Genomic DNA, 12349 nt, shown 5'->3' on the forward strand with positions numbered 1-12349 from the left:
GTATAGACGCCATCGTCAAACTCCATTCCCACTTGCGGCTCTGATGCTGTAGCCTCCGCGCCATGCCGCAAGGAAAGCTCAAGACCTATCGCGAGAAGCGCGACTTCTCGAAAACCGCCGAACCGCCGGGCGGCGGGGCCGGCGAGGCGGGCAATCGCTTCGTCGTGCACAAGCACTCCGCCACCTCGGATCATTATGATCTGAGGCTTCAGGTCGGTGACGTCCTCAAGAGCTGGGCGGTGCCGCGTGGCCCCTCTCTCAATCCGGCCGACAAGCGCCTGGCGGTCGAGACGGAGGCTCATCCGCTCGAATATATCGATTTCGAGGGCGTCATCCCTGAGGGCGAATATGGCGGCGGGCCGATGATCGTGTGGGATACCGGCACCTGGGCGCCGATGGACGACGTCGAGAAGAGCCTGAGGACCGGTGCTTTCAAGTTCCGTCTCGCCGGTGAGAAGCTCAATGGCGGCTGGATGCTGACGCGGCTCAAGAAACGGCTGGGCGAGGACGACGAACGAAACAACTGGCTGCTCTTCAAGGAGCACGATCTCGCCGCCGACGAAAAGCTCGATATCCTCGCCGCGCGGCCGGAAAGCGTGAAGAGTGGACGCCGCATCGAGGAGCTGGTCGAGGCGCCGAAGCCAAAACCGGTCGTTGCCCGTCCAGTGCCGGGCAAACTGCCCAAGGCTGTCCGCGCGCCGATGCCCAAGCGCATCTTGCCGCAACTCGCCACTGCGGTCGACGAACCGCCGCATGAAAAGGACTGGCTGCACGAGATCAAGTTCGACGGCTATCGGACCATGGCCCATGTCTCCGACGGCACCGTGCAATTGATCACACGCAACGGGCTCGACTGGACGAAGCGCTATGGCGATCTCGGCATGGCTTTCGCCAAGCTTCCATGCCGGGAGGCGATCATCGACGGCGAAGTGGTAGCGCTCGATGAGACGGGCGCCAGCCGCTTCGCCGCCTTGCAGGACGCGTTGTCGGAGGGCGCTGGCAACCGGCTGATCTTTTACGCCTTCGACCTGCTTCATCTCGACGGCTGGGACCTGCGCGCAGTGCCGCTCGCCCGGCGCAAAAAGGCGCTGGCCGGTTTGCTCGCCGGGCACGTCTCGGGCAACTCGGCCATCCAGATCAGCGACCATGTGGAGGGAGACGGCCGCGCATTCTATGAACAGGCGTCCAAGCTCGGCCTCGAAGGTATCGTGTCCAAGAAGGTGGACGCGCCATACCAGGAGGGTCGGTCGCAAAGCTGGTTGAAGGCGAAAGTGCCCGAGATCGAGAACTTCGTTATCGTGGGCTACACCATCTCGCCCGCCACGGACGGGCTCGGCGCCTTGGCGCTCGGCGAATGGGAAAACGACGAGCTTCGCTATCGAGGCAAAGTCGGGTCCGGTTTCGACGCCCCGTCGCTGCGCGACCTCCTGGAAAGGCTCGAGCCGCTCGCAGCAGGCGCGGCCCCGCTCGAAGGCGCACCGAAGGAAACTATCTTCGTGCGACCTGTGCTTTCGGCCCGCATCCGCTTCGCCAACCGCACCCATGACGGCATGTTGCGCCACGCCGTCTTCCTCGGCCTGCGCGAGGCGGAGATTTCCGCCCCAGCCACGGCGGAGCGGCGGCGCCTCATCACCGACGCGGACCTGGCCTCGATCTGGGTCACCAATCCGACGCGGCGTCTCCTCGGCAAGTCCGGCCCGACCAAGCTGGACATCGCGGTCTATTATGCGCTGATCGGCGACTTCATGCTGCCGCACATTATCGGGCGGCCTGTGTCGCTGTTCCGCTGCCCGACGGGAAGGCTACAGGACTGCTTCTTCCAGCGCCACGCCTTCACCGGCATGCCGGCCACGGTCGCGGTCATCAACACCACCAATTCCGACAAGGAAGAGAAGACCTATATTTCGGTCGAGGACGCCAAGGGTTACCTCGCGCTCGCGCAATTCGGCGTTGTCGAGTTCCACGCCTGGGGCGCGCTTCGGCAGAAGCTCGAGAAACCGGACCGGATCGTCTTCGACCTCGATCCCGGCGAGGGCATCGGCTGGCGCGAAGTGGTCGAGGCCGCTATTCATCTGCGCGGCGAACTCTCCGCGCTCGGCCTCGTGCCCTTCGTCAAGACCTCCGGCGGTAGGGGCGTTCACGTCGTCGTGCCGATCGCGCCGCGCCTCGGCTGGAAGGAAGTGCATCGGGCGACCAGCGAGATCGCTACGCGCCTTGCCGCCGCCGAGCCCGGCACGTTTACGGCGATCATGGGCAAGGAGAACCGCAAGCGTCGCATCTTCATCGATTTCCACCGCAATGCCAGGAGCGCCACGGCGGCGGCCCCCTACTCGCTGCGCGCCCGCACCGGCATGCCCGCCTCGGCACCGCTTTCCTGGCAGGATCTCGAAGCAATCGACGCGCCGGAGGATTTGAACTATTCTTCGCTTCCCGCGCTGGTGGCCAGCTCCGGCGATCCTTGGGCCGATATCGACGAGTTCGCCCGGGAACTGGCTGCGCCGCGCGGTGCTGGGCGCCGTTGAATCGCTCCGGAGCGGCGGACAGCGTGACGATGGGTCCGGGGAGAGAATACCCGCCGGGAATGATCAGAACGTTTTCTTAAAACATCGGGCCCGAAAGTGGGAATGGGTTCGGGGTCGGTGCGAAACCTAGGTATCGCGTAGGAGTAACCCATGGCGCCGAGAGCCAGTTGGAAAGGTTATCTGAAGCTCAGTCTGGTGAGCTGCCCGGTGCGGCTTTATCCCGCCACCAGTGCAAGCGAACGCATCAGCTTCAACCAGCTTCACAAGAAGACGCACAACCGCATCAACATGAAGCCGGTCGATCCGGAGATGGGGCTGGTCGAGCGCTCCGATCTCGTCAAGGGCTATGAATACGAGCCCAAGCAATATGTCATCATCGACGAAACGGACCTCGAAGCAGTCAAGATCGAATCCAATCATACGATGAACATCGAGGCTTTCGTCGAGGAAGGCTCGGTCGATGTCATCTACCAGGATGCGCCCTATTATCTGGCGCCCGATGGGGCCATGGCCGAAGAGACGTTCATCGTGTTGCGCGAGGCCTTGCGCCGCACCGGCAAGCTCGCCATCGCCCGCCTCGTGCTCTCCAGCCGCGAGCGCGTCGTGACCATCGGCGCGCGAGAGACCGGCATGTTCGTCTCGACGCTGCGCAATCCCAACGAGGTGCGCGGTACCGCCGAATATTTCGGCAACATCCCTGTCGGCAAGCCCGATCCCGAGATGCTGCAACTCGCCGAGGCGCTGATCGAGCAGAAGGTCACGACCTTCGATCCCCGGAATTACGAGGACCGCTACGAGATCGCGCTGATGGCGATGATCAAGGAGAAGCTCAAGGGCCACAAGCCGATCGTCGCGGCCGCGCCCGAGCGCGGCAACGTCATCAACCTGATGGACGCGCTGAAGGCGAGCCTGTCGCAAACCAAGCCGCCGGCGAAGAGCAAGACCAAAGCCGCTGCCGAGGCCAAGCCGGCGGCAAAGACATCGGCAAAGCCGAGCCGGAAAAAGGCGTGATGATATTCGAAGGGAGTGCCGCCACGTCGGGCTTCGCCCCCTCACCCGGCCTCCGCTCCGCTCGGCCGACCTCTCCCCAGAGGGGAGAGCGGGTTACCTCTGTCTGTGCCAAGCTGGATGCCCTTGATGATCGAACACAGCGGCTGACGATCCCCTCTCCCCCCTGGGGAGAGGTCGGCCGAGCGGAGCGGAGGCTGGGTGAGGGGGCCTCTCCAAGAGGACTTCGCCCATGACCACCGCCCCCGTCGCCGGCGTCACAATCGGCCTTGTCGGCGCGCTAGCCGCCTTCCCGCGAAGGCTGGCCGCGCGCGAGGTCGAGCGCCAGGGCGGCCAGCTACAGCGAGGCATAACCCGCCGCACCACCCATGTCGTCCTCGGCAGGAATCTGCTGGATCGCTGGAGCGAATCCGAGATCGAAGCTCGTTTCGAGGCTGAAACGAGTGCCGGCAGGGAACCGCTTTCGGAAAGCGGGTTCCTGCACCTGCTTGGTCTGATGGACGCGCCGGAGGGCTCGACCATGGCGGCCCAATCGCTCATCGATCAATCCGGATTGACCCCGCGCGATTTTGCGCTCCTCTCCCTGTTCGATGCCTTCGAGCACGACGCCGAGCCCTATTCCTTCCGCGACCTCATTCTGGCCAGGAAATATGCCGGGTTGATCGCCGGCGGCGCGACCTGGAGCGCGATTGCCCGCTCCGTTCACCGCTCGGGTCCCGTCGCCTCGCTCACCGCCCTGTCGCTGCAGGCACAGGGGCGCCAGGCCATTTATGCGCGTCTGGGCGACAAGCTCAGCGAGCTCGATGGCCAGATGCTGCTGCCGCTCGCCTCCCCCGATGATGCGGAGGTCGAGGAGCTTTTCGCGACCGCCGAGACGCTCGAGGCGGAAGAACGATACGAGGAGGCAGCCGCTGCCTATCGGCGCTGCCTCGCAGCCGATCCCCGCGATTCAGTCGCCGCCTTCAACCGCGCCAACTGTCTGCGCGCGGCGGGTCTCGCCGCTGAAGCGGCACATGCCTACAAACAGGCGCTAAAGCTCGATCCCGATTTTGTGGAAGCCTGGTTCAATCTCGGCGGACTGCAGGCCGAGCGCGGACATGCCGACAGCGCCCGGCGAACTCTCGCCAAGGCGATCGCCCTGGACGGAGCCTATGGCGATGCCGTCTTCAACCTGGCCAAGCTCGAATATGACGCCGGCAATCTCCTGGAGGCGCGGCGCTGGTGGACACGCTATTTGGAACTCGACCCCCACTCCGAATGGGCGCGCACCGCCGCGCGCGGCGTGCGGTATGTCGACCTGCACCTGGCCCAGAAATCGGCGGGCTAGCACCTGGTGATTGAAGCGATGGGCGCGATGGCATCGTCATGGAATGGATCCTCGGATCACCTCGCTTCGCTCGGGTCCGAGGATGACGATCGCGTTGAGGACCTGCCCAACTACAAGGTTGGCGGTTGGCACCGCCCTCTCCACTTCGTCATCCTCGGACGGGAGCCCGCACCAGCGGGCGAGCTGATCCGAGGATCCATTCCGTGACGTTGCGGCTGGCCCTCATGACCGACAAATTCCTTTTCGACGGGCCCGAAGGCGCTGATGTCACCATCCTTCTCGCGCATGGCGCCGGAGCGCCGATGGATTCGGCCTCGATGACGGCGACGGCCAAGGCGTTCGCGGCAGCGGGCTTCCGCGTCGCCCGCTTCGAGTTCTCCTATATGGCGAGCCGCAGGCAGGGTCTCCGCAAGCCGCCGCCGCGTGCCGAGTCGCTCAATCCGGAATATCGTGGGGCCATGGTCGAACTCGGTGCAACGGGGCCGCTGATCATCGGCGGCAAGTCGATGGGCGGCCGCGTCGCCAGCATGGTGGCCGACGACCTCCATGCGCAAGGTGCGATCGCCGGCCTGCTCTGCCTCGGCTACCCCTTCCATCCGCCGGACAAGCCGGAGCAGCTTCGCACGAAGCACTTGGCCGAACTCAAGACCCCGACGCTCATCTGCCAGGGAACGCGCGACGAGTTCGGCACGCGGGACGAGGTTACCGGCTACGCGCTTTCCCCAGCCATCGAAATCCTCTGGCTGGAGGATGGCGATCATGACCTCAAGCCGCGCAAGAGCATCTCGGGTTTCTCGGCCGCCGACCACTTGAAGACGCTTGCCCAGGCAGTCTCGGACTGGTCGACCCGGATCGCATGAAGATCGCCACCTTCAACATCAACAACGTCAATCGCCGGCTCGAGAACCTGCTTGGCTGGTTGGAAGCCGCCCGGCCGGACGTGGTCTGCCTCCAGGAACTCAAGGCGGCCGACAATCAGTTCCCGCGCTCGGCGATCGCCAGCGCCGGTTACGGTGCGGTATGGCGGGGCCAACGAACATGGAACGGCGTGGCGATATTGGCGCGGGGCGCCGATCCCGTGCTCACTCGCGACGCGCTTCCCGGCGATCCCGCCGACGGCCAGGCCCGTTACATCGAAGCTGCGGTGGAAGGCATCCTGATCGCCTCGCTCTACGCGCCGAACGGCAATCCGCAGCCAGGCCCGAAATTCGACTACAAGCTCGCCTGGTCGGAGCGACTGATCTCCCATGCCGCCGAACTGTTCGCCGCCGGCCTACCGGTGGTGCTCGCCGGCGACTACAACATCGTACCGGAGCCGCGCGACATCTACCCGACGAAGTCCTATGACAAGAACGCGCTGGTCCAGCCGGAGAGCCGTGCAGTCTTCGAGCGACTCCTCGACCAGGGCTGGGTCGACGCGATCCGCAAGATCCATCCCGACGAAACCGTCTACACCTTCTGGGACTATATGCGGAACCGCTGGCCCAGGAATGCCGGCCTGCGGCTCGACCATCTGCTGCTCAGCCGCAAGGTGGCGCGGCGGCTGAGGGACGCCGGCGTCGACAGGGAGGTGCGCGGCGTGGACGGCGCCAGCGACCACGCGCCGGTGTGGGTGGAGTTGAGGTAGAGGCGGAGGCCGCCGTACCCTCCCCTCTCCTACGCCCTCTCCTCCCAGACCTTCACCAACTCCACCACCGTCGCCACCGCCTTCTCCATGTCCTGTCGGCTGATCCATTCGAGCGGCGAGTGGAAGGCATGCCCACCGGCAAAGAGGTTCGGGCAAGGCAATCCCATGAAGGACAGGCGAGAGCCGTCGGTCCCGCCCCGGATGCTGCCACGCACGGGCGTCATGCCGGCGCGGCGGATCGCCTCCATGGCGTTCTCCACCACTTCGGGATGGCGGTCGAGGATCCGCTTCATGTTGCGATACTGTTCCTTGACCTCGAACGTGTAGGTGGAGCCGGGATAGGCGGCCAGGACATCCCTGATCAGAGCTTCGAGCAGGGCTTCCTTTTCCGCCAGCCCTTCATCGCGGAAGTCGCGAATGATGAAGCTCAAGGCCGCCTTCTCCATCGACCCGCTCATTGCGATCGGGTGGATGAAGCCCTCCCGGCCCGAGGTCGTTTCGGGAGCGATGTCCCGGGGAAGGCGATCGACGATGGCCCCGGCGACCTTGATCGCGTTCTCCATCCTGTCCTTGGCGAAGCCGGGATGGATGGCCACGCCCTGGATGGCGACCTCGACGCCGTCGGCGGAGAAGGTCTCGTCCTCGATGTGGCCCGCCGTTTCGCCGTCGAGCGTATAGGCGAACTCGGCGCCGAGCTTCTGAAGATCCACCTTGTCGACGCCGCGGCCGATCTCCTCGTCGGGCGTGAACAGAAGCTTGATGGTGCCGTGTTTGACACCGGGGTTGTCGAGCAGGAACTGCGCGGCGGTCACGATTTCCGCGATGCCCGCCTTGTCGTCCGCGCCGAGCAGCGTCGTGCCGTCGGTGGTGACGACATCGTTGCCGATCTGGTCGTTGAGGGCGGGATTCTCGGCGACGCGGATCACCTGGAGCGGGTCGCCCGGCAGCTTGATGTCGCCACCTCGATAATCCTTCACGACCTGCGGCTTGACGCCTTTGCCGGAAAAATCCGGAGCCGTGTCCATATGCGAGCAGAAGCAGATGACTGGCACCTCTTTCTCCACATTGGACGGAATGGTGGCGTAGACATAGCCGTGCTCGTCGAGATGGGCATCGGAAACGCCCATGGCGAGAAGCTCGTCGACGAGAAGACGGCCGAGATCCTTCTGCTTTTCCGTGGAAGGCTGCGTCTGCGATGCGGGATCCGACTGCGTGTCGATGACGACGTAACGAAGGAAGCGGTCGAGAACGGTGTCGGTCATGGGCCAGGTCCGGAGAGGTTCGTGGGACCATAGCTTTACAGCATCGCGGCCGAAAATGGGCGGGTTTTGCCGCCCGTTTGCGCATCGACGGTTCTGCGGCTTCGGCTCGATCTGGCCTCGTCATCCGGTCGTTCGCCGGCGCCGTTTGTATAGTATTCATCGATCTCGATTTAGCTTTGACAAGAAATGCCGGGATAAAACCGATGGACGCAATGTCGACCCCAAAGCCTATCTTGGAACTGGTACTCGGAACCCTTGGAATGATCGCGATAATCTTCGTCCATGGGGCTGGGATCAGGATCATCAACCAGCGCTTCAGCGATTCCTGGGTCCACGTGAACGAGATGACAGCGCACTGGCGTATCAACGCGCTGCTCGCATTCACAATCGGTTCCCTGGCGGGGCTGCACTTCGCCGAGACGCTTCTCTGGGCCATTCCCCTGTCGTTGGCAGGCCTGATCCCGTCGATGCGCGACAGCTACTACTACGTGCTCGAAAACTATACGACGCTGGGCGAGGGTACGGTCAGTCTGCCCGATCGATGGCGGCTTATCGGACCCATCATCGGTATGTCCGGCCTGTTCACGTTCGGATGGACCGGCAGCGTCCTCGTAAGCATCATGACTGAATTCGGGAAGGTCGACAGGATAAGGGCCAAGCAGAAGAGCAGCCCGGGGCCGGATGGCTGACCGACCCGTTGACGTCGCGCGTCAATCGTGAAACGGCTCCACGACGCGGCGTTTGCCGAGCATGAAGGCGTCGGCGACATGCTTTAACGGTGAGAGGTCGACATCCGACACGCCGGCGCGCACGATCTCGGCAAAGCGTCGATAAAGCATGGGATATTCCGCCTCCGGCTGGCGGTCGACGATCTTTCCGTCGATCGTCAGTTGCGAGCCGCCACCGGAGAGCAGCATGGATCCCGCGTCGGTATCGGCAACGATTTCCCAGCTCTGCGGGCCCGTCTGACGCCAGTCGAATTCCGCCGCCACGGCTACGCCGTCCAATGTCCTGAAGGCGATTTGCGCGGCGATCGGCGCGTCGCGATTTTCAGGAAAATCGAGAGTGGCGGCCGTGACGAACATTCCCGGAAGAATATGCGTGGCGATCGACAGCGCATTGATACCGGGATCGAAGACGCCGAAGCCGCCGGGCTCCCAGATCCATTGCTGGCCTGGATGCCAGCGGCGCACGTCCTCCTTCCAATTGATGGCGGCCGACCTGATGCGGGTCGAGGCCAGGAAGGCTCTGGCGGCCTCTACTGCCGGCGCATAGCGCGAGTGCCAGCTGGCGAACAGAGACACGCCCTTTGCCGCGGCAAGTTCCGTAAGGTGCTCGACTTCGCTGACGGTAGCGCCAGGCGGCTTTTCAAGAAAGACGTGCTTGCCGGCTTCGAGCGCGGCGCGTGCGGCGGCCGAGCGGACCTGAGGCGGCATGCACAGCGAGACCGCATCGAGCTCCGGAACCGCGTCGATCATCGCCGTGATGGAGGAATAATTGTCGATGCCATCCACCTTGCCATGACGGCTTGCCGCGGCGACGAGGCGATAATGGGGATCGTTGGCCAAGGCCGGCAGATGCTGATCGCGGACGATCTTGCCCACACCGACAATTCCGATCCTGATGGGGGGTGAAGGCATGTCGCTCGACCGCTGGTGACGTGCAATTCATACCAGAGGGCAAGCGAAGGACAAGCCGGATTTGCGGAAGGGCCTTGCACCGTCTGGCGCCCGGCGGAAAGGTCACGGAATGGATACTCGGATCACCTCGCTTCGCTCGGGTCCGAGTATGACGAAGCTTCTATAGCGAATGCCAATCGTCAGCGTCGGTGATTAGCCGAGCACATCAATGCAGTTCGTCATACTCGGACCCGCAGGCGAGCGAAGCGAAGCCGGAGGTGATCCGAGTATCCATTCCGTGACCTGGCCGGATCTACTGCGCTGAAGATTGTCGTCGCCACGCAAGCGCACAATTATCAGTGTCGGCCAGCCTTCTATGGGGAGGTCCGCACCACCAGCCGGCTATTCCTCCACCACAGGCTCCAGCCCGAGATCCCGCTTCGGATCCTTGCCCGCCTGCAGCATTGCGAGTTCCCGTTCATCGACGTCATAATATTCGCCGTCGATCAGGACGCGTGCCGACATGCGGCCTTGCGAATAGCGTTGGCTGGCAATGTGGAGCTTGTGCCGTTGGAGCGCCCGCCGCACTGCGGCGCGGGCCTTTATTTGGTTCTCGACTGCCTGGCGTCTTTCCCTCATCCCCCTACGTTAGCATGCGCCCGGCGGCGAGGAAACCGGAAGGGGCTTGAGCTTCCAGCAGGTGGAACGATTAGCGTTCGTAGTGCCGGTGATTCGTATGAGGGAAAACGGCGGCTGAACTGATGGACAAAGCCATAGGACATTCGCGATTGAGGACCACGCTGCTGGCAGCGCTGTTCTTCGTTCTGTCCTCGCTCCAGCCCGGGCTGTTCGCCACGGTGAATGCTGCGGGCTTCCATGCCGATGGTTGCATGGCATTGTCCATGCTGGGCTCCGCGGTACAGGCAGACGACGCCTGTCATGGCTCGGCCCATGCCACGCATGGGGCGGCAGCCGATGACGGCGGACAAGGCGCCCAGCACCATCACAAGCCCCAGGACGCCAAGAACAAGAGCTGCGAGATTCACTGCGCGCCGGTATTCGCCGTCCCCGTCGATTGCCCGGTCCTGGAGCGTACTTCCGTGCGCTGTTTCGCGCCCGTCGCCGCGGCACGCCTGCCTCTCGACGACTACGCCGAATTGATCCACCCACCTCGAAGCCTGATCTGACGCGGCCCGCAAGGGCCGGCCATGCGCGACGTCCGGGATCCGTTCCGGCGTCGCCGAACGCCTACGTCAAGATTTCAGGTAAGACATGAAGATCGCAAGCCTTGCGATGCTTTCCGCATCGCTGTCCATTGCCGGCTGCGCGGCGAGCACGCCGCCCACCCTGCTGCCGAGCTACAACCCCGTCGACCCCGCCATGGGCATCCACGAGACCGGTTACCGCCCCATCGTCGTCTATACCAGGCGCGAGCCGGTCGACCCGCAGGACTGGCGCGGCCTCAATGACAGGCTGTCACCGGCCTCCGACAATTCGACAACCAAGAACGGAGCCGGCTCGTGAACCGCCGTCTCCTCAAATCTCTTGTCGCGATCGCTCTGCCCGTCATCGTCGCCGGTTGCGCGACCACGGCCACTGGCGACGTGACCGACCCGATGGCGGGCTTCTCGACCGTCTCGGCGCGCACGGACGCCGCCACCGGAAGACAGGCCATTTGGATCCAGTCGACCGACGAAGCGCGTGCCGTTTCCGAGCGCGTCAAGAAGCTGGTGCGCAAGAAGACCATCAGCGCCGACGTTGCCGTCCAGGCGGCGCTCCTGAACAACCGGGGCCTGCAGGCCGCCTATGCCGATATTGGGCTGTCGGCCGCGGATGTGTGGCAGGAGAAGCTTCTGGTCAACCCGCGCGTCGGCATCGGCATCAGCGGGGTGGGCATCGGCCGCACGGTGGAATCGGCGGTGACATCGAACATCCTGGCGCTGATCACCCGACCGCGACGCGTGGCGGTGGCCGACGTGCGCTTCCGCCAGGCGCAATTGCGCGCTGCCGAGGAGACGCTGCGGCTTGCCGCCGACACGAGGCGCGCCTGGATCAACGCCGTCTCGGCGTGGGAGAACGTGGCCTATCTCAACCAGGCTCAGGCCGCCGCCGACGCGGCTTCCGAACTCGCCAAGAAGCTCGGCGAGACCGGCGCCATGCCCAAGGCGGGCCAGGCGCGCGAGCACGCCTTTTATGCCGAGCTCTCGGCCGAGGTGGCACGGGCTCGGCTCGACGCCCGGCTGGCCAAGGAGGAGCTGACGCGGCTGATGGGCCTGTGGGGCTCCGACGTCGACTATTTCGTGCCGAACGCGCTGCCGGCCCTGCCCAAGGGCGCCTCGGCCAAGCGCGCCATCGAGGCCGAGGCGCTCAAGAACCGCGTCGACCTAGAGGTCGCCAAGCTCGAGCTCGACGCGCTCGCCAAGTCCTACGGGCTGACCGAAGCCACCCGCTACGTTACCGATCTCGAGCTGATAACCGGCGTCGAGGTCGAGAAGGAGGAAGAGGACGGTTCGGAGAAGAACATCACCTCAGGCGCGTTCGAGCTGGAATTCGTCATCCCCGTCTTCGACACCGGCAAGGCGCGCATGCGCCAGGCCGAACTCAACTACATGCGGGCGGCAAACCTGTTGGCCGAGAAGGCGGTCAATGTCCGCTCCGAAGCGCGCGGCGCCTATGACGCCTACCGTTCGAGCTACGACATCGCCCGTCACTACCGCAACAACGTCGTGCCGCTGCGCAAGAAGATCGAGGAAGAGTCGATCCTCACCTACAACGGCATGATCACCAACACCTTCGAGCTGCTCGCCGATACCAGGGCCAAGATCGACGCCAATGTGCTGGCCCTCAACGCCAAGCGCAATTTCTGGCTGGCCGACGTCAATCTCGGCACCGCCATCCGTGGCGGCGGCGGCGTGGTCGCGGCCGAAGGCGGCGGCGAGACGGTCGCGGCGGCTGACGCCGGCGGCGGCCATTAAGGAGAAACA

General features: G+C 64.3%; 12 protein-coding genes. 9 read left to right on the forward strand and 3 right to left on the reverse strand.

Translation table 11 applies throughout. From position 1 onward, the window contains the following. Nucleotides 1–62: 62 nt before the first annotated feature. The 5 genes from ligD to xth all read left to right on the forward strand — a co-directional run bounded on the left by ligD (nucleotide 63) and on the right by xth (nucleotide 6484). Nucleotides 63–2522 (forward strand): DNA ligase D, encoded by a 2460-nt coding sequence (ligD, locus tag ACCO56_RS27880; RefSeq protein WP_433644188.1) that lies wholly within the window; start codon nucleotides 63–65, stop codon nucleotides 2520–2522. Between the two features lie 150 nt (nucleotides 2523–2672). Beyond that, nucleotides 2673–3533: a Ku protein gene (locus ACCO56_RS27885; protein WP_433644189.1), complete on the forward strand. Its 861-nt coding sequence runs from the start codon at nucleotides 2673–2675 to the stop codon at nucleotides 3531–3533. Nucleotides 3534–3762: 229 nt separating this feature from the next. Next, a complete protein-coding gene (locus ACCO56_RS27890; protein ID WP_433644190.1) occupies nucleotides 3763–4857 on the forward strand; it encodes a tetratricopeptide repeat protein in 1095 nt (364 codons plus the stop codon). Nucleotides 4858–5081: 224 nt separating this feature from the next. Beyond that, on the forward strand, nucleotides 5082–5717 hold the full coding sequence (locus ACCO56_RS27895; RefSeq protein ID WP_433644191.1) for an alpha/beta hydrolase family protein: 636 nt from the start codon (nucleotides 5082–5084) through the stop codon (nucleotides 5715–5717). Then, entirely contained in the window at nucleotides 5714–6484 is a 771-nt protein-coding gene (xth, locus tag ACCO56_RS27900) for an exodeoxyribonuclease III (protein ID WP_433644192.1), read from the forward strand. The genes ACCO56_RS27895 and xth overlap by 4 nt, the downstream gene beginning before the upstream one ends. A 29-nt stretch (nucleotides 6485–6513) precedes the next feature. Here the strand turns inward: xth and pepT are convergent, their stop codons facing one another. Next, nucleotides 6514–7746: a peptidase T gene (gene pepT, locus ACCO56_RS27905; RefSeq protein WP_433644193.1), complete on the reverse strand. Its 1233-nt coding sequence runs from the start codon at nucleotides 7744–7746 to the stop codon at nucleotides 6514–6516. Between the two features lie 203 nt (nucleotides 7747–7949). On the opposite strand from pepT, the gene ACCO56_RS27910 reads away from it, so the two are divergent. Then, a complete protein-coding gene (locus tag ACCO56_RS27910) occupies nucleotides 7950–8435 on the forward strand; it encodes a two pore domain potassium channel family protein (RefSeq protein ID WP_433644194.1) in 486 nt (161 codons plus the stop codon). A gap of 21 nt (nucleotides 8436–8456) precedes the next feature. On the opposite strand, the gene ACCO56_RS27915 is transcribed toward ACCO56_RS27910, so the two are convergent. Both ACCO56_RS27915 and ACCO56_RS27920 read right to left on the reverse strand, forming a co-directional pair. Further along, nucleotides 8457–9386 carry a Gfo/Idh/MocA family protein gene (locus tag ACCO56_RS27915; protein ID WP_433644195.1) on the reverse strand — a complete coding sequence of 310 codons (930 nt, stop codon included), beginning with the start codon at nucleotides 9384–9386 and terminating at the stop codon, nucleotides 8457–8459. A 381-nt stretch (nucleotides 9387–9767) separates the two neighbouring features. Beyond that, the gene (locus tag ACCO56_RS27920; protein ID WP_433644196.1) at nucleotides 9768–9890 is read right to left on the reverse strand and encodes a hypothetical protein; all 123 of its coding nucleotides are present in this window, start codon (nucleotides 9888–9890) and stop codon (nucleotides 9768–9770) included. A 236-nt stretch (nucleotides 9891–10126) separates the two neighbouring features. Here ACCO56_RS27920 and ACCO56_RS27925 point away from each other — a divergent pair, with 236 nt between their 5' ends. From ACCO56_RS27925 to ACCO56_RS27935, 3 genes are all read left to right on the forward strand, one after another. Further along, nucleotides 10127–10552 carry a hypothetical protein gene (locus ACCO56_RS27925; RefSeq protein ID WP_433644197.1) on the forward strand — a complete coding sequence of 142 codons (426 nt, stop codon included), beginning with the start codon at nucleotides 10127–10129 and terminating at the stop codon, nucleotides 10550–10552. A gap of 85 nt (nucleotides 10553–10637) precedes the next feature. After that, complete coding sequence (locus ACCO56_RS27930; protein ID WP_433644198.1) at nucleotides 10638–10889, forward strand: hypothetical protein; 252 nt, start codon at nucleotides 10638–10640, stop codon at nucleotides 10887–10889. Beyond that, complete coding sequence (locus tag ACCO56_RS27935) at nucleotides 10886–12340, forward strand: TolC family protein (RefSeq protein WP_433644199.1); 1455 nt, start codon at nucleotides 10886–10888, stop codon at nucleotides 12338–12340. The genes ACCO56_RS27930 and ACCO56_RS27935 overlap by 4 nt, the downstream gene beginning before the upstream one ends. Nucleotides 12341–12349 lie beyond the last annotated feature (9 nt).

Origin of the sequence: Mesorhizobium sp. 1B3 (assembly GCF_050958605.1) — a bacterium.
Lineage (GTDB): Bacteria > Pseudomonadota > Alphaproteobacteria > Rhizobiales > Rhizobiaceae.